Origin of the sequence: uncultured Maribacter sp. (genome assembly GCF_947500985.1) — a bacterium.
Taxonomy (GTDB): domain Bacteria; phylum Bacteroidota; class Bacteroidia; order Flavobacteriales; family Flavobacteriaceae; genus Maribacter.
The window spans coordinates 549,235-573,964 of record NZ_CANMTX010000004.1; the positions used below are offsets into that span (position 1 = coordinate 549,235).

Annotated in this window: 22 protein-coding genes and 1 tRNA gene; 11 read left to right on the top strand and 12 right to left on the bottom strand. The window is 35.7% G+C overall.

Annotation, left to right across the window (positions count from 1 at the left end; translation table 11 throughout):
• Nucleotides 1-2: 2 nt before the first annotated feature.
• The 4 genes from Q0871_RS11700 to Q0871_RS11715 all read right to left on the bottom strand — a co-directional run bounded on the left by Q0871_RS11700 (nucleotide 3) and on the right by Q0871_RS11715 (nucleotide 5,845).
• Nucleotides 3-1,220: a TolC family protein gene (locus tag Q0871_RS11700; RefSeq protein ID WP_299323141.1), complete on the bottom strand. Its 1,218-nt coding sequence runs from the start codon at nucleotides 1,218-1,220 to the stop codon at nucleotides 3-5.
• Nucleotides 1,217-4,969, bottom strand: a complete 3,753-nt coding sequence (locus tag Q0871_RS11705) for an efflux RND transporter permease subunit (RefSeq protein ID WP_299323146.1) — start codon at nucleotides 4,967-4,969, stop codon at nucleotides 1,217-1,219. The genes Q0871_RS11700 and Q0871_RS11705 overlap by 4 nt, the downstream gene beginning before the upstream one ends.
• Nucleotides 4,970-5,088: 119 nt before the next feature.
• The gene (locus Q0871_RS11710; RefSeq protein WP_299323151.1) at nucleotides 5,089-5,508 is read right to left on the bottom strand and encodes a hypothetical protein; all 420 of its coding nucleotides are present in this window, start codon (nucleotides 5,506-5,508) and stop codon (nucleotides 5,089-5,091) included.
• Between the two features lie 264 nt (nucleotides 5,509-5,772).
• Nucleotides 5,773-5,845: transfer RNA gene (locus Q0871_RS11715), tRNA-Met, on the bottom strand.
• 194 nt (nucleotides 5,846-6,039) lie between these two features.
• On the opposite strand from Q0871_RS11715, the gene Q0871_RS11720 reads away from it, so the two are divergent.
• The 3 genes from Q0871_RS11720 to der all read left to right on the top strand — a co-directional run bounded on the left by Q0871_RS11720 (nucleotide 6,040) and on the right by der (nucleotide 9,662).
• Complete coding sequence (locus tag Q0871_RS11720; protein ID WP_299323156.1) at nucleotides 6,040-7,404, top strand: sodium:alanine symporter family protein; 1,365 nt, start codon at nucleotides 6,040-6,042, stop codon at nucleotides 7,402-7,404.
• A complete protein-coding gene (era, locus tag Q0871_RS11725) occupies nucleotides 7,391-8,275 on the top strand; it encodes a GTPase Era (RefSeq protein WP_073240368.1) in 885 nt (294 codons plus the stop codon). The genes Q0871_RS11720 and era overlap by 14 nt, the downstream gene beginning before the upstream one ends.
• Before the next feature lie 82 nt (nucleotides 8,276-8,357).
• Entirely contained in the window at nucleotides 8,358-9,662 is a 1,305-nt protein-coding gene (der, locus tag Q0871_RS11730) for a ribosome biogenesis GTPase Der (protein ID WP_299323165.1), read from the top strand.
• Nucleotides 9,663-10,021: 359 nt separating this feature from the next.
• Here the strand turns inward: der and Q0871_RS11735 are convergent, their stop codons facing one another.
• The 5 genes from Q0871_RS11735 to Q0871_RS11755 are packed head-to-tail and all read right to left on the bottom strand — an operon-like array spanning nucleotide 10,022 to nucleotide 13,157.
• Nucleotides 10,022-10,816 (bottom strand): TPM domain-containing protein, encoded by a 795-nt coding sequence (locus Q0871_RS11735; protein WP_299323171.1) that lies wholly within the window; start codon nucleotides 10,814-10,816, stop codon nucleotides 10,022-10,024.
• Nucleotides 10,797-11,234 carry a TPM domain-containing protein gene (locus Q0871_RS11740; RefSeq protein WP_299323176.1) on the bottom strand — a complete coding sequence of 146 codons (438 nt, stop codon included), beginning with the start codon at nucleotides 11,232-11,234 and terminating at the stop codon, nucleotides 10,797-10,799. The genes Q0871_RS11735 and Q0871_RS11740 overlap by 20 nt, the downstream gene beginning before the upstream one ends.
• Before the next feature lie 6 nt (nucleotides 11,235-11,240).
• Nucleotides 11,241-11,840, bottom strand: a complete 600-nt coding sequence (locus Q0871_RS11745) for a LemA family protein (protein WP_299323180.1) — start codon at nucleotides 11,838-11,840, stop codon at nucleotides 11,241-11,243.
• 10 nt (nucleotides 11,841-11,850) lie between these two features.
• Nucleotides 11,851-12,180 carry a MerR family transcriptional regulator gene (locus tag Q0871_RS11750; protein WP_027066328.1) on the bottom strand — a complete coding sequence of 110 codons (330 nt, stop codon included), beginning with the start codon at nucleotides 12,178-12,180 and terminating at the stop codon, nucleotides 11,851-11,853.
• On the bottom strand, nucleotides 12,180-13,157 hold the full coding sequence (locus tag Q0871_RS11755) for a M23 family metallopeptidase (RefSeq protein WP_073240362.1): 978 nt from the start codon (nucleotides 13,155-13,157) through the stop codon (nucleotides 12,180-12,182). The genes Q0871_RS11750 and Q0871_RS11755 overlap by 1 nt, the downstream gene beginning before the upstream one ends.
• A 105-nt stretch (nucleotides 13,158-13,262) precedes the next feature.
• On the opposite strand from Q0871_RS11755, the gene alaS reads away from it, so the two are divergent.
• The 6 genes from alaS (at nucleotide 13,263) to Q0871_RS11785 (ending at nucleotide 20,955) form a co-directional block, all read left to right on the top strand.
• The gene (alaS, locus tag Q0871_RS11760; protein WP_299323196.1) at nucleotides 13,263-15,878 is read left to right on the top strand and encodes an alanine--tRNA ligase; all 2,616 of its coding nucleotides are present in this window, start codon (nucleotides 13,263-13,265) and stop codon (nucleotides 15,876-15,878) included.
• A 75-nt stretch (nucleotides 15,879-15,953) separates the two neighbouring features.
• On the top strand, nucleotides 15,954-16,805 hold the full coding sequence (locus Q0871_RS11765) for a tetratricopeptide repeat protein (RefSeq protein WP_299323201.1): 852 nt from the start codon (nucleotides 15,954-15,956) through the stop codon (nucleotides 16,803-16,805).
• A 20-nt stretch (nucleotides 16,806-16,825) separates the two neighbouring features.
• Complete coding sequence (locus tag Q0871_RS11770) at nucleotides 16,826-17,746, top strand: GSCFA domain-containing protein (protein ID WP_367275143.1); 921 nt, start codon at nucleotides 16,826-16,828, stop codon at nucleotides 17,744-17,746.
• Between the two features lie 84 nt (nucleotides 17,747-17,830).
• Nucleotides 17,831-19,663, top strand: a complete 1,833-nt coding sequence (locus Q0871_RS11775) for a hypothetical protein (protein WP_299323208.1) — start codon at nucleotides 17,831-17,833, stop codon at nucleotides 19,661-19,663.
• Complete coding sequence (locus Q0871_RS11780; RefSeq protein WP_299323211.1) at nucleotides 19,606-20,295, top strand: T9SS type B sorting domain-containing protein; 690 nt, start codon at nucleotides 19,606-19,608, stop codon at nucleotides 20,293-20,295. The genes Q0871_RS11775 and Q0871_RS11780 overlap by 58 nt, the downstream gene beginning before the upstream one ends.
• 45 nt (nucleotides 20,296-20,340) lie before the next feature.
• The gene (locus tag Q0871_RS11785; protein WP_299323216.1) at nucleotides 20,341-20,955 is read left to right on the top strand and encodes a DUF4230 domain-containing protein; all 615 of its coding nucleotides are present in this window, start codon (nucleotides 20,341-20,343) and stop codon (nucleotides 20,953-20,955) included.
• Here Q0871_RS11785 and Q0871_RS11790 read toward each other — a convergent pair.
• On the bottom strand, nucleotides 20,945-22,702 hold the full coding sequence (locus tag Q0871_RS11790; protein ID WP_299323220.1) for an aromatic amino acid hydroxylase: 1,758 nt from the start codon (nucleotides 22,700-22,702) through the stop codon (nucleotides 20,945-20,947). The genes Q0871_RS11785 and Q0871_RS11790 overlap by 11 nt on opposite strands.
• Nucleotides 22,703-22,870: 168 nt before the next feature.
• On the opposite strand from Q0871_RS11790, the gene Q0871_RS11795 reads away from it, so the two are divergent.
• Complete coding sequence (locus tag Q0871_RS11795) at nucleotides 22,871-23,338, top strand: Lrp/AsnC family transcriptional regulator (RefSeq protein WP_299323225.1); 468 nt, start codon at nucleotides 22,871-22,873, stop codon at nucleotides 23,336-23,338.
• A gap of 58 nt (nucleotides 23,339-23,396) precedes the next feature.
• Here Q0871_RS11795 and Q0871_RS11800 read toward each other — a convergent pair whose 3' ends face one another.
• Nucleotides 23,397-23,969, bottom strand: a complete 573-nt coding sequence (locus Q0871_RS11800; protein WP_299323229.1) for a DUF4136 domain-containing protein — start codon at nucleotides 23,967-23,969, stop codon at nucleotides 23,397-23,399.
• A 74-nt stretch (nucleotides 23,970-24,043) separates the two neighbouring features.
• Nucleotides 24,044-24,202 (bottom strand): DUF5522 domain-containing protein, encoded by a 159-nt coding sequence (locus Q0871_RS11805; protein WP_177214896.1) that lies wholly within the window; start codon nucleotides 24,200-24,202, stop codon nucleotides 24,044-24,046.
• A gap of 197 nt (nucleotides 24,203-24,399) precedes the next feature.
• Here Q0871_RS11805 and Q0871_RS11810 point away from each other — a divergent pair, with 197 nt between their 5' ends.
• On the top strand, nucleotides 24,400-24,729 hold the full coding sequence (locus Q0871_RS11810; RefSeq protein ID WP_299323243.1) for a hypothetical protein: 330 nt from the start codon (nucleotides 24,400-24,402) through the stop codon (nucleotides 24,727-24,729).
• Nucleotide 24,730 lies beyond the last annotated feature (1 nt).

Genomic DNA, 24,730 nt, shown 5'->3' on the forward strand with positions numbered 1-24,730 from the left:
GGTTAGTTAATTAGGTAATTAATCAGTGCAGATTGTATGTAATACATTTGTATGGATTCCACCTGATTCAACTCAAATTTGAGTTGAAGCTCCTGTATATCCAGTACATCGTTAAAATCGATAGTGCCTGTTTCATAGTTTTTAATAAGAATTTGCTCAGCATCTTTAGCTTGCTTTAAATTTTTAGCTTGTGTATTGTATGCTATTCTGGATTGATTACGTTGCGATTGCGCTTTCGCGAAAGCGGATTCTAAAACATTCAATCGATTCTCTTTTTGAGCGTTGATTTCTAACTGTTTCAATTCGTTTTGCTTGCTTCTAGAATCGTACTGCTTATTGAAAATAGGAATAGAGACCGAAACCATCGGCATTAAAATATCTTTCCCATTATCACTAAAGTTCATATCAGGACGGTCGGAAACTGGCAAATAATCCAGTCCAAAACCAATCATAGGATTACTTTCGGCTTGATTCAACAGTTCTGATTGTGTTATGGATTCATAGAGTTTGTCATATTTAAGCAACTCTGGATTAAGCGATAAGTTATTTTCAGCGTAAAAGATGTCTTCACTGGGCAACCACAATGCTTCGAGAATGGTTACACTTGTATTTCCATCTCGATTCAGCAACTTGTTGAATGCGGTTTGCTCTCCCAAATAGGTTTCCTCTAGCACCTCTTTTTGTTGCTGCAATTCGTTTTGTCTAATCTGCAATCGCAACACATCTACCGCTGAAGCTTTGCCAACTTCTACGGAAGTAAGTGCCAATTTTTCATAGGTCTTAAGTAGCTCTATATTCTCGTCGAGCACTTTTTTCTTTGCCTTAGTTGTATATAAGCTGTAATACGACTGAGAGACGGAAAGTGCTAGTTTACGCTTGGCGATTACGATTTCTACATATTCGGCATTAGCTATTGAACTCGCGTAATTTTCTCTAGCTGTGATAGTACCAAACCAAGGCAACATTTGTTTTGCTGAAAAACGTGCTCGTTGAGCTCCCGTTCTAGTTTCTGGCTCACTTACAAAATAGCCAGCGCTAAATTCCGTATTCGGAATCCAATTAGCTTCGTTCACTTTTTCTTCAGCTATGTTATGGCGAAGATTGTATGCTTGTATCTCTGGACTATTACTTTCAGCTTCCTGTATAAAAGACTGTAATTCTTGAGCATTAACAAATGCAGTTAGAAAGAATAAGCAAATAACTAGATTTAACTGTTTCATTTGTATACTTTTTTAAGTTCATACTCTTTTTTCCAGCTATACAGAACAGGAACCAAAAAATAGGAAGTTATATCTATGATCATTCCTCCAAATATGGGAATGGCCATCGGTATCATAATATCACTTCCCTTTCCTGTAGATGTTAATACAGGCAGTAGTGCCAATATGGTAGTTACAGTAGTCATTAAACAAGGTCTTATTCGCTTGCCTGCAGCTTCTAAAGTTGCTTGTCTAATCCCTTTTTTATCATTAGGGTTTTCTCTATCAAATGTTTGGGTTAGGTAGGTGGCCATAACAACACCGTCGTCAGTAGCTATACCGAACAGTGCAATAAAACCAACCCAGACGGCTACACTTAGGTTAATGGTTTTCATATTAAAAAGTGTTCGTAGATTTTCTCCGAATAAACTAAAATTGAAAAACCAATCTTGACCATATAACCAGATCATAATAAAGCCACCAGCAAATGCAACCGAGATTCCTGTAAATACCATTAATGATGTGGCTACCGATTTAAACTGAAAATATAATATCAAGAAAATAATTAACAGCGCCATAGGCACTACGATTGAAAGTGTTTTCTCTGCCCTTATCTGATTCTCATAGGTTCCGGTAAAGCGATAACTGACACCCTGCGGAACTATTAAACTACCATTTTCGATTTTTTGTTCAATTCGAGCTTGTGCACTTTCTACAACATTAACTTCAGCAAAACCATCTAATTTATCAAACAATACATAACCTATTAAAAAGGTGTCCTCACTTTTAATTACCTGTGGTCCTTGTTCATATCTTATATCTACAAGATCACCAAGTGGCACTTGTGTACCGTTTTTAATGGGAACATAGATATTTTTCAAATCTTCTGGGTTTGACCTTAATTCTCTTGGGTAACGAACTCTTACTCCATATCGTTCCCTTCCTTCTACCGTTTGCGTAAGAGACATACCGCCAACCGCTACTTGTAGTACCTCTTGAACGTCCATTATGGTTAATCCGTAACGGGCTAATTGCTTCCTCTTAATGTCAATTAGTAAATAGGGCTTACCAACGATGCGATCTGCAAAAACAGCTTGTTTCTTTACACCATTCACCTCCTTTAAAATGGTTTCCAATTGCAATCCGAAATCTTCGATAGTTTTTAAATCGGGACCTTTTACCTTAATACCCATTGGAGCTCGCATACCGGTCTGTAACATTACAAGTCTAGTTTCAATAGGCTGTAATTTTGGGGCAGATGTTACACCTGGAAATTTGGTTACCTTAACTATCTCATTCCAAATATCATCTGGACTGTTTATTTCTGGTCGCCAATTTCGGTAATATTCTCCGTCATCATCAGCAATTAAATCTCTGTTAGTAGCTGTAGTTTTTAGTTTTGAAGCTTCATAAATTGCATCATCATTTATGTCATTGTTCGGGTTGATGATATACTTGTCATTATTAAGGACAAACAATCCGTCATCGTTAACCTTGTAACGTTGCCTTAATCCATTACTATTTCTCATATATTCAGACTTATACTGAATCATGTTTTCGTACATAGATAAAGGAGCTGGGTCAAGCGCAGATTCTGTTCTACCAGATTTGCCAACCACAGTCTCTATTTCTGGAATACTGGCAACAGCCATATCTAGTTGTTGCAAAACACGTTTATTTTCTTCAACACCAGCATGCGGTAAAGAAGTAGGCATCAAAAGAAAAGAGCCTTCATTAAGAGCAGGCATAAATTCTTTGCCAGTATTTCTCATAATGAGAACCCCCAGTATTAAAATCACTGTTGGTATCGTTAAGAAAAGAAGTCGATTCTCTAAAGCCCAGCGAAGAATTTGGTCATAATACTTTTTAAAAACGGTAAATACTCCCAATAGACCGAAACAAATAATAGAAACAAAAATCAAATTCATGATAATGCTACGATCAAACCCAAGTGGTCTCCAGTATTCTGCAAGTAAGATTACAATCGCTAACGTTGATAGTACGATGTTTGTCAAATTCTCTTGTTTCGATGATATAAAAGACCTGATCTTTAAAAAAGCCACAGCACCAAAAGCAATTAACAATAAGCCCAACCAATAGCCATAAAAAATGGGGATACAACCTAGAATTATTAATAACCCATTAATAACGAATTTTGTTGCTGTTTTTAAACTTCGCTTTCTAAAAAGAAATGCGGCGATTGGTGGTATCAAGAAAAGTGCAATTACCAAAGATGCCGTTAATGCCATTGTTTTGGTAAATGCTAGCGGACGAAAAAGTTTACCTTCTGCACCTATCATTGTAAATACGGGTAAAAAACTAATAATCGTTGTTAGAACAGCTGTTAATATTGCCCCTGATACTTCTGCCGTTGCGTTATATATAATTTCATTGGTTGTATACTCTACACCATTTGCTTGAAAGCGCAGTTTCTCATCTTCTAAATGCCGAATCATATTCTCAGCGAGTATTACCCCGACATCTACCATAGTACCTATAGCGATCGCAATTCCAGATAAAGCAACGATATTTGCGTCTACATTAAACAATTTCATGGCAATGAAGACCATCAATACTGCAACCGGTAATAAACCCGAAATAAGTATAGATGCACGTAGATTGAACACCATAACTATAATTACAAGAATAGTAATAAGAATTTCTAGCGTAAGTGCTTCGTTTAACGTATGTAAGGTTTCTTGAATAAGCTCTGTACGATCATAAAAGGGGACAATTGTTAACTGAGATGTTCTCCCATCTTTCAATACTTTTGAGGGTAAACCTGATGAAATTTCTACAATCTGTTCTTTTACATTGTTAATTACCTCTAATGGATTGGCACCATATCTAGCAACCACAACGCCACCTACAACTTCAGCTCCTTCTTTATCTAGAATACCTCTTCTCGTTTGGGGGCCTAAATGTACATTCGCAATATCCTTGATATGAATTGAGGTAAAGTTTTTTGAAGTAACCACAGCATCTTCTAGGTCAGAAATAGATTTCACATAACCTAAGCCACGAACTAAATATTCCGCTTGATTCATTTCTAAAGTCTGTACACCAATATCTTGATTAGACCTTTTAACCGCCTTAACGACATCACTTAATCCAATACCATATTGACGCATTTTTTCAGGCTCAACATCAATTTGGTATTCTTGCACATAACCACCAATTGATGCAACCTCAGAAACACCACCTGCAGAAGCCAAGCCATACTTAACATAATAATCTTGAATGCTTCGTAGTTCTTGTAAATCCCATCCACCGGTTACATTACCATCCTTATCTCGACCTTCTAAAGTGTACCAATAAATTTGTCCTAATCCTGTAGCATCAGGTCCTAATGTGGGGTTGACACCATCGGGAAGCAAACCATTTGGTAAAGAATTTATTTTCTCAAGAATTCGGCTTCTAGTCCAGTAAAATTCAACATCCTCCTCAAAAATGATGTAAATACTAGAAAAGCCGAACATAGATGAACTACGAATAGTTTTAACTCCAGGTATTCCCAAAAGAGTGGTTGTTAAAGGGTACGTAATTTGGTCTTCTATATCTTGAGGAGACCTACCAACCCATTTGCTAAATACTATTTGTTGATTTTCTCCTATATCTGGTATTGCATCTACGGCAACAGGATTTGATGGTAGAATTCCGGTATTCCAATTAAATGGAGTGCTTATAATTCCCCAGCTTACAAACAGGGATAACAATAGAGCTGCAACGAGCTTATTCTCGATAAGAAATTTGATAGCTTTATTAAGCATATACTTTGATTATTAAACATTTACGAATGATTTGAAATCCTGAAACACAGAAATACAAATACAACAAATTGAGCCCTAGTCGATAGTTATCGAAGGGCGAATCACGAATGTTTAATAAATCAAATTAAGAAGGTCTGGTGCAAGACTTGCACATCCCGTATGACAAATGGTGGTGGATAATCTTTATAAGGAACCTCCTCTGATGCCGTTCCTTCAAAAAGATTGATGTAAGAGTAAAGGAATGATGCAACAAAAATCTGTTGCTCAAATGTGAGTGTGCTGAAATTATTTTTTAAATCTTCTTGTCCCTCGATGATGATTTGTTCATCTGAGCAACAGGATTTATTTTTCATTTCTGGATTTTCACAAGTTGATACAACTTGCTCTTTTTTCATTCCACAAGTTTCCACATTATGAAAGAAAGAATAATCGACCATAGTATCTCCACAGTAATGCAAATCAATGGTAAATGACATCGTAGAGAATAACACTACGAACGCCATCAAGATTGACATTATTTTTTGAGATACTTTTTTCATTAGCACAAATATATAAAAATTTAAAATTTTTATTGAGTTTAACAATAATTTAATTTGTAATGGTTTGAACCAAGTAAGCTGAAAATCGGGGACTTACAATTTAAAATCTTTGGGAGTAGTACTCAAATAATTGCTATTGACTGTTTTTAATGTCAAATAATGATAATTTTTATTTTGATTAGCAAAACAAAGAAATGTTGTACCTATGTTGTACCCAAGCATAAAAAAAGCCTCTCAATTTCTTGAAAGGCTTGATTTTATTAGTAGCGGGGACTGGACTCGAACCAGCGACCTTCGGGTTATGAGCCCGACGAGCTACCTACTGCTCTACCCCGCGATATGGGTTTTTATCTCACTTGTCTTGCGACTTCAGGTCATTAAGCTGACGAGATAAAGATGCGCTACTATTTGTAACGGGCTGCAAATATACAACACATTTTCTCTATATTCAAAACTTATTTAAATAATATTTTTTAGGAGCATTATCTTTTAAAAAACATTAAATCCATAACTTCGGTTTTTTACAATTCTATGGATACAATTAACGACTTTATAGCCAGCGCACTACCGTATACAGAGTGGCCAATGTTTCTTTTATTAATAGGGGGTGGACTCTTTCTTGTCTTCTATTCAAAACTAATGCCTTACCGTTTTTTTGGTCATGCAATCGCAATTACAGCGGGTAAATATGATAATAAAGACTCAAAAGGAGATGTGAGTTCTTTTCAGGCCTTATCGGCAGCTGTTGCGGCAACGGTTGGTTTAGGGAATATATCTGGAGTTGCCATCGCTATTCATGACGGTGGTCCGGGTGTGGTTTTCTGGATTTGGATGACTGCATTGATTGGTATGTGTATTAAATTCTATTCGTGTAGTTTGGCAATTATGTATCGAGGAACAGATTCGGATGGTAATTTACAAGGAGGACCAATGTATTACATTACCAAAGGATTAGGTGAAAAAGCTCGACCGTTAGCTATATTTTTTGCTGTTTGTGGTCTATTTGGATTTTTAGGAGTTTTTACCGCAAATCAATTTACCGAAACATTTATGAGTGTAGTTAAGCCATCATCTACATTATTTGAAATGAGTGAAGTAAATTGGAAATGGACGATAGGTATTGTTTTAGCTGTCATAACTTCTTTGGTAATTTTTGGAGGTTTAAAAAATATAGCTAAAGTAGCATCTGCTATCGTACCTTTTATGGTGGCTGTATATTTAATTGCGGTAATAGTAGTAATGGCACTGAATTCTGAACAAATACTACCAGCCTTAAAAATGATAATTACAGAAGCCTGGAATTTTAAATCGCTGGCAACTGGTGGGTTTTGGGGTCTTGTTATTATCGGGGTACGTAGAGCGATGTTTTCTAATGAGGCAGGTTTAGGTAGTGCACCAATGTATCATGGACAATCTAAAAATGACGAGCCTATTCGTGAGGGATTGGTTGCCATGTTAGGTCCGTTTATCGATACCATATTAGTATGTACGTTTACGGCAATCGTTATCATATTAAGTGGAGCTTATTTAGAAGATTCTAGTGGAATCGTAATGACTTTGTCTGCATTTGAAAGAACATTGTTTGGTTGGGGAGATGTATTGTTAATGGTGATCGTAACTGCTTTTGCATTATCTACCTTATTTACCTATTCTTATTACGGTGTAAAATCATTATCGTTCTTGACAAATGCCAAAATAGGTAAGTTTTACAACTGGTATTTTGTAATTATGATAGTCTTTGCGGCAGTAGCATCATTAGAGTTGGTGAAGAATTTAATTGATTTGTCTTATGCACTAATGGTGATACCCAATATGATTGCCGTACTTTTGTTGGCTCCAAAGGTAAATGTGGAATTGAAGAAATATATATTAAAGTATAAGGATGGCAGATCATAAGGCAGGCTTCGTAAATATTATTGGTAATCCTAATGTTGGTAAATCAACGTTGATGAATGCTTTTGTGGGTGAAAAATTATCCATAATAACATCAAAGGCACAAACAACGAGGCACCGTATTTTAGGTATTGTAAATGGCGATGATTTCCAAATGATTTTGTCAGATACTCCTGGAATTATTAAACCGGCATATCAGCTTCAGAGCAGTATGATGGATTTTGTGAAATCTGCCTTTGAAGATGCTGATGTACTTCTGTATATGGTAGAGATAGGAGAGAAGGCTTTAAAAGATGAAGCTTTCTTTGAGAAAATAAAGAATAGTAAGATTCCTGTTTTATTGCTTTTGAATAAAGTAGATACTGCTACTCAAGAATTACTGGAAGAGCAAGTGCAATATTGGCAAGAAATGTTACCAAGTGTAGAGCTGCATCCTATTTCTGCGTTATCTAATTTTAATGTAAAAGGTGTCTTTGAGCGAATTATAGAATTATTGCCAATGTCACCAGCATATTATCCAAAAGACCAATTAACCGATAAGCCAGAACGTTTCTTTGTAAATGAGACTATCCGCGAGAAAATCTTATTGAACTACAAAAAGGAAATTCCGTATGCAGTTGAGATAGAAACGGAAGAGTTCTTTGAAGATGAAGACATCATTCGTATGCGTTCGGTAATTATGGTTGAAAGAGATTCTCAAAAGGGGATAATTATAGGGCATAAAGGTGCCGCATTAAAAAAGGTAGGTGTAGAATCGAGAAAAGACCTAGAAAAATTCTTCGGTAAGCAAGTGCATATAGAATTGTATGTAAAAGTGAATAAAAATTGGCGTAGTAATTCACGTCAATTGAAGCGTTTTGGATATAATAAGTAGTCAAAACGATAATTTTATATATAGCTAAGGTAATCAGGCTACTATTGTTTGGATTATACTACCTTTGCGGCAAATTTAAGCTATGGGTGCTATTGTTGCCATTGTAGGGAGACCTAATGTAGGAAAATCAACATTTTTTAATAGATTAATTCAAAGACGTGAGGCTATTGTTGATGCCGTTAGCGGTGTTACTCGTGATCGCCATTATGGTAAGAGTGATTGGAACGGTAAAGAGTTTTCAATTATTGATACCGGTGGATATGTTGTTGGTAGTGATGATGTTTTCGAAAAGGAAATCGATAGGCAGGTTGAACTGGCAATTGAAGAAGCTGATGCAATTATCTTTATGGTTGATGTTGAGACTGGGGTAACCGGTATGGATGAAGATGTAGCTAAATTATTAAGGCGCGTTAAAAAACCTGTTTTTTTGGCGGTCAATAAAGTAGATAATGCTAAGAGGGCAGAAGATGCTGTTGAATTCTACTCGTTAGGTTTAGGTGAATATTACACGCTATCTAGTATTAATGGAGGTGGTACTGGTGAGTTGCTGGATGATTTGGTTGAGAAATTACCAGAAGTTATAGAAGAAAAAAGTGAATTGCCAAGATTTGCAGTAGTAGGTAGGCCTAACGCTGGTAAGTCATCTTTTATCAATGCCCTAATTGGTGAAGATCGATATATCGTTACCGATATAGCTGGTACAACTAGAGATAGTATTGATACAAAGTATAATAGATTCGGATTTGAATTTAATCTTGTAGATACGGCAGGTATTCGTCGTAAGGCAAAGGTGAAGGAAGATTTAGAATTTTATTCTGTAATGCGTTCGGTAAGAGCTATTGAACATTGCGATGTGTGTATTTTAATGTTAGATGCAACCAGAGGATTTGATGGTCAGGTAGAAAATATATTTTGGCTAGCTCAACGTAACCATAAGGGAATAGTAATTCTTGTTAATAAATGGGATTTGGTCGAGGATAAAGAGACCAATACCATAAAGCACTATACTCAAAAAATTAAAAAAGCTATTGAGCCATTTACCGATGTGCCAATTCTTTTTGTATCTGTACTTACTAAGCAACGTATTTTTAAGGCAATTGAAACAGCTGTAGAAGTGTATAATAATCGTAATAAAAAGATTATTACCCGTAAGTTCAATGAAACCATGTTGCCAATAATTGAGAATTATCCGCCACCGGCATATAAAGGCAAATTCGTTAAAATTAAATTCTGTACGCAATTACCGACTCCGTATCCGCAGTTTGCATTCTTTTGTAACCTGCCACAATATGTGCGTGAGCCTTACAAGCGTTATTTGGAGAATAAGATTAGAGAGGAATACGATTTCACAGGAGTACCGATTACGGTATTTATGAGAAAGAAGTAAGTTGCTTTTGGACTTATGACTTGGGTGTTAGGGTTGAAGAGTAAACTCTAATCTTCAGTGAGAGAAATAAGAAATGACCAAATATTTTGCGTAGCAGAATTATTTGGTCATTTTTTTTTAGTGTTAATTCGACAAACAATTACCCGCCCCTAACCCCTCCCAGGAGGGGAACAGGTTCTGACTTGAATTATTCATTTTAGATAAAGCAGGTTTAGTGATACTTGTAGAAATATTGCTCCCAGCACTCAACAATCTCAAAACAAAAAACGTAATCTTCCCCTCCCAGGAGGGGAACAGATTCTGACTTGAATTGAAAATTTTTAGATAATACTAACAAAGTAACTCTTCCGGAATAAAGGCTACCACCCTCCAGAAGCGCCGCCGCCGCCAAAGCCGCCGCCGCCGAAACCTCCTCCGAATCCACCGCCACCGAAGCTTCCGCCTCCGCCGCTACCGAATCCGCCACTAGAACCGCTTGAGCGACCCATGTTGCTGAGAATAATCATGTCCCACGGACTAAGACCGCCACGTCTTCTGCCGCCATTACTATCATTGTCGTCATTTTTTCGACTCCAAAGAATGAAGAGGATTACCACGAATATGATAAATGGTAAAAGAGATGAAAATGGAGTGCCACTATTATCTCCAAAAGTTCTGTCTTCCTGAAATTCACCGGTTAAAACTTGAAAAATAACATCTGACCCTTTGTCGAGACCTCCGTAATAATCTCCGACTCTAAATTCAGGGAGAATTACATTTTCAATGATTCGTTTAGAAAGTGCATCGGTTAAAGAACCTTCAACTCCGTATCCGGTACTAATAGCTACTTTTCTATCGTTTTCTGCTAGAATAATGAGAATACCATTGTCCTTTCCTTCTTGTCCGATTCCCCATTTTTGACCCCAATTTGCACCTAGGTAATTAATGTTTTCCCCATTAGTGCTGGCAATAATAGTAACTACAATTTGAGTTGAGGTGCTATCTGAATAACGAACCAGTTTTTGGCTTAAAGCTACTTTTTGCTGATCGGTGAGAAGGTTTGTGTAATCGTAAACACTGGTTTGTAGTGCTGGCTTTTCAGGTATTTGAAACTGGCTCCATGACGGAGTGCACCAAAGAAAAAGAATTACAAGGCTAACCTTTAGATATCTCATTGCTTAATTCGTTGGTGTCATCTGATTGCCAAGGAAAATGACTATTTAATTCTTCGCCAGCTTTTAATACGCCAGCAACGAGACCGTCTTTAAACGCTCCTTTTTCAAAATGTGCTTGAATGCTATTTTTAGTAGTTTGCCAAAAGTCTTTAGGTACCACATTGTCAATTCCTTTGTCACCGCATATAACAAACTTTTTATCGGTGACGGCAACGTAAATTAATACGCCGTTTTCTTGCTTGGTGTTATCCATTTTTAATAAATGAAAAACCTCTTTAGCGCGCTCGTAATGATCTTTACGAGTGTGCCCTTCAATATGTACCCTGATTTCACCAGAAGTATTCTTTTCCGCTTTAAGAATAGCATTTACTACCTCTTGCTCTTCTGTTGCCGTTAAAAAATCTTCTACTCTAGACATAAGATATTATTCGAAATCAAAATCTACATCAGGTGCATCTTCTGAACCGGCATCTGCTTTGTAGTAAGCTAGCTCATCAAAATTGAAAATACCTGCCAATATAGAATTAGGGAATTTTTTAATGTGAAGGTTGTAAGGTTCTACAGTAGCGTTGAATCTATCTCTTGCTACATTTATTCTGTTCTCTGTACCTTCTAATTGTGATTGTAGCTCTAGAAAGTTCTGATTAGATTTTAAATCAGGGTAGCGTTCTACAGTTACCAATAATTTACTTAATGCACCACTTAGTCCGCTTTGAGCTTGGTTGAATTGTGCTAGTTGCTCAGGTGTAATATTAGTAGGGTCAATGCTAACCGATGTTGCTTTTGCTCTTGCTTCGATAACATCTGTTAATGTGCCTCTTTCAAAATCGGCAGCACCTTGTACTGTTTTTATAAGATTACCTATTAAGTCGTTTCTACGTTGGTAGGCACTTTCTACATTTGCCCAAGTCTTTGTAGATGTTTCTTTTAATGCAACAGCAGTGTTGTTGAAACCAACGCCCCACTGGTATAGTCCGAATGCTATGACGGCAATGACGATTAATGCAATTAGTCCTTTTTTCATAATGGTTGTGTTATAACTGGTCTTTAATTTTATTTAGTTCTGCTTTAACGCGTTCTAATTTTTGAATAATATCAAAATTAGAAAGTGTTTTCTGCTTTTCTTCTTTTAAATGTGTTTTGGCACCATCGAGAGTAAAACCTCTTTCTTTTACCAAATGATATATTAATTGAAGATTTTTAATGTCTTGGGGAGTGAATTTTCTGTTTCCCTTCGCATTTTTTTTAGGTTGAAGCACGTCGAATTCTTTCTCCCAAAAACGAATTAGTGAAGCGTTTACGCCAAAGGCACGGGCGACCTCGCCAATACCATAATATCTTTTTTCAGGGAGTTCTATCTGCATTAATCCAGAGATTGGTTTTCTTGATTAGCGAATTTCAACATGTTTTCGAATTCTTCTGGCGATAAACTGCCATAGTAGAAATTCATAGGGTTGATTCTATCATTGTCTTTCCATACTTCATAATGAAGGTGTGGAGCTTCTGAGCGACCTGTGCTTCCTACGAAACCTATTAAATCGCCTCTTTTTACTTTTTGTCCTTTCTTAACATTGTATTGGCTTAAGTGAGCATATAGACTCAAATATCCATATCCATGTTCAATACGAATATGTTTTCCGTAGCCAGATGAGTTATTGTCAGCTCTAGTTATTTTACCATCACCTGCGGCATATATAGGGGTGCCTTTTGGAGCGGTAAAATCCATACCATAATGCATTTTTCTAGCCTTTGTAAAAGGATCTGAACGCCAACCATAACCAGAAGCCATACGTTTTAGGTCTTCATTGTTGATAGGTTGAATAGCCGGTATCGACATTAATAATTTTTCTTTTTCCTCTGCTAGTTTGGTAATTTCATCCAATGATTTAGATTGAATGGCCATTTGCTTTTTAATGATATCTAGTCTCTTTGTAGTAGAAACGATCATTTCAGAATTATTAAAACCTTCTAATGATTTATATCGGTTTATACCACCAAAACCAGCTTTACGCTGTTCGTCTGGTATTGGGTTAGCTTCAAAATATAGACGGTAAATATTGTTGTCACGGTCTTCGATATTACCTAGAACCTCTTCAATTTGTTCCATTTTCTTGTTCAAAAGCTCGTACTGTAGTTCATAATTTTTGACTTCACGAGATAAAGAAAGTTCCCTTGGTGTATTGACTAAGTTGGTGTTTAGCAGAAGGATAAGTGCCAAAAAACCAAAAAGGCATGAGCCCAAAATAAAGAAGGCTATATTTCTATAACGTTTAGATTTTTCGGGTTCTATTTTACGGTACGACAGCGTGTCTGGGTCGTAATAGTATTTTACCTTAGACATGAATGTTATTTATCCTATTTTTGTTTTTTCAATTATTAGGGAACAAACAAATATAAAGATAGTTTTATATAAACCGTTAAAATTTGTAAAAGCTTAGCATTTTAGATGAATTCCAAAGATACAAGAACTCAATTTCTGAATTTTTTCAAAGGTAAAGAACACAAAATAGTGCCTTCTGCACCAATGGTCATTAAAGATGATCCGACCCTGCTTTTTACAAATGCGGGCATGAACCAGTTTAAAGAATACTTTTTAGGTATAAGTCAGCCTAAAAGCTCTAGAGTTGTAGATACCCAAAAATGTTTGCGTGTAAGTGGTAAGCATAATGATTTAGAAGAGGTTGGTAAAGATACCTATCACCACACCATGTTCGAGATGTTAGGTAACTGGAGTTTTGGCGATTATTTTAAGGAAGAAGCCATTACATGGGCATGGGAGCTATTGACCGAGGTTCTTAAAATTGATAAAGACAGTTTATATGTTTCTGTTTTTGAAGGAAGTGAAGATGCGGATCAATTAGAATTAGATACAGAAGCTTTTGAGCTTTGGAAAAGTATTGTGCCTGAAGATAGAATTATCATGGGTAACAAGAAGGATAATTTTTGGGAAATGGGCGATCAAGGTCCGTGCGGACCATGTTCAGAGATTCATGTAGATATTCGTTCTAAGGAAGAAAAAGCAAAAGTTTCGGGTGCAAGTTTGGTAAATCAAGATCACCCGCAGGTGGTAGAAATTTGGAACCTTGTATTCATGCAATACAACCGTAAAGCAGATGGGTCGTTAGAAAGTTTACCGGCGAAACATGTAGATACCGGTATGGGTTTTGAGCGTTTGTGTATGGTTTTACAGGGAGTTCAATCGAACTATGATACAGATATATTTACACCGTTAATTCGTGAAATAGAAACTATTACAGGTTCCGATTACGGTAAAAATGAGGAAATTGATATCGCTATTCGTGTTATCAGTGATCATATACGTGCCGTTTCGTTTTCAATTGCAGATGGCCAGTTGCCAAGTAATACCGGTGCAGGCTATGTGATAAGAAGAATATTGAGAAGAGCCGTACGTTACGGATTCACATTTTTGAATACCAAAGAACCCTTTATGTTCCGTTTGGTAAATGTGTTGACAGATTCTTTAGGAGATGCATACCCAGAATTGAAAAATCAAAAGCAATTAATTGAAAACGTAATTAAAGAAGAAGAACATTCTTTCTTGAAAACGTTAGATCAAGGATTGTTGTTATTGGATACGATTATAAAAAATACCGAAGGTAAAACAGTTGATGGTGGTAAAGCTTTTGAGTTGTATGATACTTTTGGCTTCCCTATAGATTTGACTGCTCTGATTCTTAGTGAAAAAGGATATCAATTAGATGAAGCGGGATTTGATGAAGCTATGCAGCAGCAAAAAAATCGTTCAAAATCGGCATCAGTAGTTTCAAAGGAAGATTGGGAAGTTTTACAGGATGATAACGAACAGGAGTTTGTTGGTTATGATATGCTAGATGTTGAAGTGAAAATCACCAAATACCGTAAAGTAGTTTCAAAAAAAGACGGAACACAGTTTCAGTTGGTTTTCAATCTAACTCCGTTCTACGCAGAAGGTGGTGGTCAAGTAGGGGATAAAGGATATTTAGAAGATACCAATGGCGATGTCGTGTATATTACCGATACTAAAAAAGAGAATAATGAAATTATTCACTTTGCGAAGAACCTACCTAAACATTTAGATGAGAGTTTTAAAGCGGTAGTAGATAAAAAACAACGTAGCAGAACAGAAGCCAACCACACTGCAACACACTTGTTACACCAAGCTTTAAGAGAGATTTTAGGAAATCACGTAGAGCAAAAAGGTTCAGCTGTACATTCTAAACACTTACGATTCGATTTTTCTCATTTTTCTAAAATGTCGCCAGAAGAATTACAGGAAGTAGAAAATTTTGTAAACGCACGTATAGACGGGCATTTACAACTTCAAGAAGAAAGAAATGTACCAATGAAATCTGCAATTGAAGATGGTGCCATGGCATTGTTCGGTGAAAAATATGGCGATTCGGTAAGAACAATACGTTTTGGTCAATCAATAGAATTATGTGGTGGTACACACGTAAAGAATACTGGCGATATCTGGCAATTTAAAATTAAGTCAGAAGGTGCTGTAGCTGCTGGTATTAGAAGAATTGAGGCGATTACAGGCGACGCAGTTAAAGATTTGCATGTAGATAATGATAAGTTATTGTCGAAAATAAAAGTTGTTCTTGGTAATACTCAAGACCCTGTAAAATCGGTTTCAAGTCTTCAAGATGAAAATAGCAGTCTTAAAAAGCAAGTGGCCGAATTGTTGAAAGACAAAGCGAAGAACTTAAAAGGAGATTTACTATCTGAACTTAAGGAGGTAAACGGAGTTCAATTTCTAGCAAAAAAGATAGATTTAGATGCTGCCGGTATAAAAGATTTATGTTTTGAAATGGGTGCTAATAAAGATAATTTGTTTTTGCTGTTCGGTACCGAGCAAAATGGGAAAGCATTATTGTCTTGTTATGTATCTAAAGAATTAGTGGCTTCTAAAAATTTGAATGCAGGTACTATTGTTCGCGAACTTGGTAAATATATACAAGGTGGCGGTGGTGGTCAACCCTTCTTTGCAACTGCAGGTGGTAAGAATCCGGCAGGTATAGAAGAGGCATTGGCGAAGGCTGAAGGCTATTTGGGGTAATGCTACCATCTATAAGATGATAATAATAAAACTTCAGTTGAATTAACTGATGGATTTAATTAATACGATATTTTTATGAAAAAGTATATCATCTTATTGCTCATTATTTCGTCTTGTAACCTTTCAGATAAAAATCAAGATGGTGTTGAGAGCTCTGGTACAGTGGAATCAAACATCTTAACTGGTATAGACTCAATTCATATTAGGGAGTATGTTGAAAAATCATTTCAAACTCCGTTGCATTCTCTAGAGCATCAGCAGTATTTAGATTCTGCCCTTACAATAGATCCGGCAAATGCTTGGCTTTGGCAGCAAAAAGCAATGCCGTTATATAAAGCTAGAAAGTATCAATTAGGTAGACCATTTTTAGAAAAGGCTGTTGAGTATGCCCCTGAAAAATATTTAGATTACAGTGGTTTTATGAGATGTATTTTCTCAAAAGACTACCTAAAATCTATAACTGAATTCATGAGAGCAAAAAAAGAATACGGTGATGGCTATGTAATGGATCATACCTATAATTTTTATATTGGGCTAGATTACCTTCAATTAAATAAATTCTCTAAAGCCAAAGAATTCTTGTTGCTTAGTAAAGAGCAGCAGTTTCACGATTTCCCTAATGACACGCCGCAAGAAGCCTGTCACTACTTAGATTGGTATTATTTGGGTATTGCAGATTTTGAATTGGGTAATTATGAAGAGGCGATTACTTCTTTTGATATGTCTTTGAAAGTATATGAAAATTTTGCCGATGCACTTTATTTTAGAGGTAGAAGTATGACCAAATTAGGAAATGTAGAAGGTGCTGAATGGGAGAAAAAAGCCTTTGAAAATGGAAAAAATACTATAAATGAGGATAATGTTATTTATGAAATTTATCCATATCAAGTGTTTCATAAGTTAAACGAGAGTGTACGACCTAAATGAATCTCTTAACCAAAATACCATTGTCGAAATCTGAAAATCCAATTGATTATTCAAGTCAGTTGTTACTTTTGGGTTCTTGTTTTTCAGAGAATATTGGGGCTAAACTAGAATATTTTAAATTCCAGGGATTACAGAATCCGTTTGGTATTTTGTTTCATCCTTTGGCAATTGAAAAACTCATTCAAAAGTCTGTTCATCAAGAGGTGTTTACTGAAAAAGATGTGTTCCATGAGAATGAGCAATGGCATAGTTTCGATGCACATTCTTGCTTAAGTAATCCATCCAAAGAAAAAATTATTGACGATTTAAATGATGCCGTACAAAACACTACTGCGCAACTAAAAAAAGCAAGTCACATCATTATCACTTTAGGTACTGCTTGGGTATATCGTAATAATGCGAGTGAAAAAGTTGTTGCCAATTGTCATAAAGTGCCTCAGGTAAATTTCAATAAAGAGTTATTGAGTGTCAATGATGTTAAACAAAGTTTACAACGTACTATTGAAATGGTGCAATCGATAAACCCCGCTGTTCAATTTATATTCACCGTATCGCCCGTTCGGCATTTAAAAGACGGCTTCGTAGAAAATCAATTAAGCAAATCGCATTTAATTTCTGCTATTCATAACGTTTTAGAGGATAATAAAATCTCATATTTTCCTAGTTATGAACTTATGATGGATGAGCTTCGAGATTATCGTTTTTATGCAAAAGATATGATTCACCCTAACGAAGTAGCAATAGATTATATCTGGGAGAAATTTTGCGAAGTATGGATTGCTTCAAATGTTTATCCTACTATGAAAAAGATTGAAAAAATACAAAAAGGGATTCTTCATAAACCCTTCAATGATAAATCAGAACAACATCAGAAATTTCTTTTAAAACTAAATGTGTTGAAATCTGAAATTCATAAAGAATATCCAGACCTTGTTTTCTAGTCTAATTAAGAACTTTGTCGAATTTTTTTAGGCTTGGATATTAATACTATAGTTTTTTCAGTACTTTCCAGTTTTACGTCCAATATGATTAAAAAGTTAAGCTGTCTTGTTTTATTAATGTTTAGTGTAATTACTGCTAGCGCTCAGCTTCCATTAGATGAGTTAGAGGCATTACAAGCGTTATATAATGAAACCGGAGGTCCTAACTGGGTTAGTGAAACAGATGTAGATCCTACTGATAATTGGGTTTTTGCTACGCCGTTGATTGATACCGATGTTACTAATTGGTACGGGGTCACCGTAATCGGTAACCGTGTTACACAGTTAATATTAGATAATGGAGGAAATACTGGGAACAATTTAATAGGAACGATACCAACTGAAATCGGTAATTTACAGAACTTGGTTGATTTAGACCTTTCTGATCAAACTAACCTCACTGGTCCCATTCCAGACAGTATAGGTAATCTTCTAAATCTTGAAGTTTTACTTTTAAATGGCAATGAGTTATCTGGAGTCATACCTCCAGTATTAGGGAATTTAAATAATTTGTTAACATTATGGCTAGGCTCAAATAATTTAAGTGGAACTATACCGCCCGAACTTGGTAACTTAAGTACTTTAGAATCTTTACTGCTTTCAGGAAATCAACTCACAGGAACCATACCGATGGAGCTAGGAAGCCTAAATAACTTAGTATCTCTTTGGCTCTCTTCAAATGAACTTACTGGCGAAATTCCCGTCGAAATAGGATTGCTTTCAAATTTGAGGCAATTACTTTTAAGCAATAATAATCTTACAGGTGAAATTCCTGAAAGTATTTATGGTTTAATGAATTTAATCACGTTGCAATTAGAATTTAATCAGCTAGAAGGGGCTATTTCTCCATTGGTTGAAAATTTAGTGTCTTTAGAGATTTTAATACTTCGAAATAACCAATTTGAGGGAGATTTGCCGGAGGAAATTGGAAATATTACTACGTTACTTACATTGTGGCTAGGTCAAAATAATTTTACGGGAACAATACCCGATTCTTTCTCAGGTCTAATAAATATAGGGTCATTTGAAATTAATGATAATGATATAGTTGGCGTTTTACCATCAGGCATAGTAAACTGGGTTAATATTAGTTCTTTTAATATTTCGAATAATAGAATAGAGGGAGATGTACCTAGTTTTATTTTTTTAAATACAACCATATTAAGAATTAATGATAATCGTTTTCAATTCGGAGATTTTGAAGATGAATTTGATTATTATGAAGGGTTTTTATTTTTTGTTGATAATCCGCAAGCTTTAGTGAATGATATAGATAATATAACAGGGTGTGTTGGTGGTTCTTTAACCTTAACCACTACGGTTAGCGGTAGTTCAAATGTATATGAGTGGTTTAAGGATGGTGTTGCAATACCAAATTCTAATACACCAGATTTAGTTTTGACCAACCTTCAAGTAACAGATACAGGTGTTTATACATGCGAAATTAGTAGTACTATAGTAACAGATTTGGTGTTAGAGCGAAACCCAATTACGTTAACAGTGAATAACGACGGACCTACGGCAAACGATATTGATGATATCGTGCTATGTGATATCGATACTGACGGATTTGCCACATTTAATTTAGATTTGACGGCTATTGAATCTCAAGTAGTAGGCAGTCAAACAGGATTAACGGTTTCTTATTTTGACGGCACAGGAAGTCAAATAACGTTAACAAACTCATTTGATAATACTACTGCAAACCAACAAGATATTACAGTTAGGGTAGAGGCATCTGCAACCTGTTTTGACAAGACTGTTTTTAGTCTTATTGTAAATCCTTTGACCGTCGCAGATGTGTTCTCTGATGTCGAAGTTTGCAACGCTTATATTCTACCAGCATTGAGTGCGGGAATAACTATTATACAGCTATAGGGGGTACTGGAACGATATTGAATGCAGGTGAAGAGATTACCGAATCGCAAACAATATACGTGTATGCAGGGAGTGCTACGGGAGCGGAAGATTGTTTTGATGAAAGTAGTTTTTTCATAGATATCACTGAGGTCTCAGTTGCAGAGTTCGATGATGTAACGGCTTGTCTTACGTTTACACTACCAACATTACCAGATGGACAGGATTACTATAGTGAAGCAGATGGGAATGGAAGCATTTTATTGGCTGGTGATGAAATTTCAGCGTCAATGACTATTTATGTATTTGTAGAAGAGAATGGTTGTTTTAGTCAGTCTAGATTTACGATAAATATAGATGCTGTTGCTTGCCAAGGTTTAGAGTCTTTGGCGTTGCCTAAGTTTTTTACTCCTAATAATGATTCATATCATGATGTTTGGGATACATCAAAACTATCTGGCACAGTTGATATAGGTATATTTATTTATGATCGTTATGGTAAGCTCTTAAAGCAGCTTGACCCTAATGCTTCTAATAGTGCTTGGGATGGTATGTATAATGGCAAGCAAATGCCTTCAACTGATTATTGGTTCAAATATCTGAATTACGATACCGGAATAGACCTTTCGGGTCATTTTTCGTTAAAGCGATAGGCTTATATATTCGTTTGTTCCTTAATTTCGAGTACATTGTTTTTTATGAAGAAAATACTTTTAGGCTTAGTAATAGGAGCGACATTATTGTTTGCCTTCCAAACTTGTCAAGATGACAAAGAAGATAAATCTATTCTAGAGGAAAATTCTATGCTCATTCAGCAAGAAATAACCAATGTTTCTAAATTAGTGGTAACAGAGGGTCATTTTGCTGAGGTATATAATTATAAAGACTCAAAAGAACTTTTTGGTCCGCTTTTAAGAGCAGAGAAAAAAGCGTTAGTAGTGGTAAATGCAGATGTAACTGTAGCCTATGATTTAGGTAAGATTGATTTTGAAATTGACGAGGCAACCAAAACGGTAAAAATCAAAAGCATACCAGATGCAGAAATTAATCTGAATCCTGATTTTGAATATTATGACGTAACCGCAGATTATCTGAACCAGTTTGATGCTGCCGACTATAACAAAATAAAGAAAACAGTTAAAGCTTCTTTAATGAAAAAGGTTGAAGCTTCTGCACTGCGCAGCAATGCAGAAAATAGGCTAATCAGCGAATTGCAGAAATTCTATATTCTTACTAATTCTATGGGGTGGCGTTTAACCTATCAAGAACAGACCATTGAATCTTTAGATGGCTTGCAAGTCATTAAACCTTAGTTTTTATAGTTGCCAATTCTAATCCGTCATCAATTAATTGTCCAAGGTTAGGTTGGTCTCGCTTAATGTTTTCAAGATGTGCTTTTATTTTCTCCGGTAGTATTTTTTCATTACTTAAAATCGCCAGTTCATAGATTTCAATGGTTAGTAACCAGTCTTTCGGGTATTTTTCTTGTATTACTTCAAAAACCTTTGTTCTAGAGATAATGGTGTTGTTGCCTTCTCTAAAATCACGAATTAATTTATAGTAAGATTCCAGTTCACTTAAACCTACTTGGTCGTTATTTTGGCTGCCGGAACTTAACGAATGGTCCAAAAGGTCAAAACTCTTTAAATCTGCAGGGCCATGGTAGGCAGAAACAATTTCTTCACCAATAGCCATGTTGTACAATTCTTCGTTAGATTCAAAAAGTGTAATACCTTTATGCGTCACTTTACAATTCTCGAAAGTGATTAGAATTATTCGCCCCAGAAGATTACGAGTACCGGTTATGATTTTACCAGTAACATTAATACCACCTGTAAAATCTAATGAAACAATTTCTCCTTCATAGATTTTATAAGCTTTTAGATCACGCGGACTCATATCTTCAATAGGAATATTTATTCCTTTAAGTCTACCAATAGGAGAGCCAAAACCGGTTTCATGCTGATTAATATCTTGCCCCACCAATTCTTTTTCTCGGTATGCCAATGCAGATTTCCCTTTTGTTTGAAAGTAAATAGGTTTGCCTTCATGAGAAATCAATGTTTCGAAATTACCAGATACCTGTAAGCCAGTACTTAGTTCAATAGTGCCTAATTCTTTAGAGTCTATAAGTTTCTGTAAACCAGTAAGTCCACCCCTTCGTAATGCCATGGTACTGGCAAAATCTTCTAACACCTGGCTTAAAAATGCAAAATCGGGAGTTACGAATAGTTGCGGTTGTTTTTTGGTAATATCAAAAGATGTTTTTGCCGCTTCAATAGAGTAAGGTAGTTTTTTGACATTATCGGTCATGCACCATTGACTTTCACCAATAGAAGATAAAAGTCCCGCCCCATAAATTTTAGGGTCATCCAGAGTGCCTATGAGTCCGTATTCAACGGTCCACCAATGCAGGTTTCTAATAAAAGCCATTTCACTAGGTTCGCCCATATTATCTTGAAGAAATTCTATGTGTTTTTCTGCCTTATCAATTTCTTCTATAGGCGTGCCTTTGGCTTCTTTAATAATAGACAGATGGCGTACCGCTTCATAAAGCTCGAAATCTTTAGCGCTAGATATTGCCTTGCATCCTATTTCACCAAAACGTCTTAAATAAGCAGCATATTCGGGGTTAGCAATAATAGGAGCATGCCCAGCGCCCTCATGAATAATATCTGGGGCAGGGGTATATGCAATGTTTTCTAACTGGCGAATGTCTGAGGCGATTACCAGCACATTATATGCCTGAAATTCCATAAAAGCAGCGGGTGGTATAAATCCGTCTACGGCAACAGCAGCCCATCCTACATCCTTTAGAATACGGTTCATACCGTACATATTGGGGATATTGTCAATTGAAATACCAGTTTTGCGTAATCCTTCAGAATAAGATTTATGAGCAACCTTACTAAGATAATCTACATTCTTACGCATTACATAGCGCCACACAGCTTGATTGATAGGCGTGTAGTCCTCATAGTTTTGAGGTTTTATGTATTGCCTTAAATGCTTAGGAAGCTTATCTAAAATAGGATTGCTTTCATACTCAGAAGTATTCATACGCTTAGTTTTCAATTGTTGAGTCACAATATTTCTATTAAATATATCATTTACAGTCCAATTAATTGTTAATATTATTTTAATTAGGAAATATGACTTTTAAATAATAATATTAAAGGAATAAGTTCTTTTTAGATGTAGCTTATAATCATAAAACAGGAAAAAGTTATGACAGAGAAATTAGATGATATAGATCGTGAAATCTTAAAAATTTTGCAGAAGGATGCCAAGACGGTGGCAAAATCTATTGCAGAGCAATTGGGGTTAACTAAAACTCCGGTTTATGAGCGCATTAAAAGATTAGAGCAAGAAGGTTACATTAAAAACTATGTAGCTATCTTAAATAAAGATAAAATTGAAGAAAGTATTACGGTCTTTAGCTTTGTTTCATTAGAAGCCCAAAAGGGTGCTATGATGGATGATTTCTTTGAGCAGGTGATGAAATACCCAGAGGTGGTAGAATGTTTTGTTGTGGGTGGTGAATTTGATTTTTTATTAAAAGTTATCGTCAAAAATCTAGATGCCTATTATAATTTCGCGAAATTTAAGATTGCATCGTTACCAAGTATAGGTGGTGTTAAGAGTGCTTTTGTTTTAAATGAGGTAAAGAACGATACTCATTTTCCGTTGCTATAAATAAAAAGGGGTTATAGATGAATTCATCTACAACCCCTTTTTAAACTATAATTTTTTATTATTTCATTGCAATCGCATTCGGTGGGTATTGCTCTAAAATCTGAGAAACAAATTCTCTAATACGTTCTTCTTTCTTAGCTATGTTTTTGGTGTTAGAAAGTGTACCCACACCTTTACCTTGCCATACCAGTTCACTGGTTTTATTATCAATAAGGTCAATGTATAAAGAGCCTTGTGTGCTTGCGCTTACACTAGTGCCGCCACCCCAGCCAAAACCAGGTCCCCAAGAGTAAGGGTTGTAACCCCAACCCCAGGCGCCGCCCCAACCGTAGTTGTTATTATAAACATCAACTCTTTCTTGTTCTTTAGTGAATATGCTTACCAATATGTCTGGTGTTTCAGACTTTACAAAGCCTCTAGAACTCATTTCAGTTTCAATAGCTCTTAGAATTCGTTTTTTATCCAAATCTGATATCTGCGCTTTATCAATACCTGTTTTGTAGAAGGCGTAAGATTTATATCCGTTAAAATCTGCTTTTTGGTCATAATCAGAAAGTACGCTAACTGATGAACATGAAGTAATAAAAACTAAAAGTAGCAGCGGTAAGCCAAGTAATTTGATGTTTTTCATAACGTTATATGTTTTAAGTACTAAATTTTCTGTTAAAAAATAAACACAAATATCATGCCGAAGTATGTTAAAACTTATTGCATGTTCGTTTTTGGATCATAGCCATATGGGCAATGTCTGCAACCACTTTCACAACAATACCCTCGTTTAAGGTGGTACTGTTTTGTGAAGACCCTAAATCCGTTTTCTGACCAATAAAAATCACCTTCCTCTATGGGGATTATCTCTTTCATGTAATCGATGCCTATTTAATAGTATAAAGTTACTTCTTTCTGTTGATAACCTAAGGGCATGTTGTTTAGAAGATAGCTATTAAAGCGCTTAAGCCATAGATTGACCATTAAACGGTTTTGTTGGCAACAAAAACCAGTAATTTTCTGACAAGCTATTTTTGGCTTTATCTTTGTAATAGTATCACCAAAGTAAATCTATGATATTGGTTTTTAGACATTTCTTCTATAAAAATTATGTGGGGCTATCACTATGGCCCTTTATATTTTTAAAAAATGGAAATTTAAAAAATGACGATGTACTTATAAATCATGAAAAAATTCACTTGCGTCAGCAACAAGAATTATTGATTCTACCCTTTTATGTTTTGTATTTAACCGAATGGTTAATTCGTGCTGTTTGTTATTTAGATACGTATAAGGCATACCAAAATTTAAGTTTTGAGCGTGAGGCTTACATTCATGAAAATGATAGGGATTATCTTACGAATCGCAGAGCATTTAGCTTTATTAAATATCTTTGGCGATAAA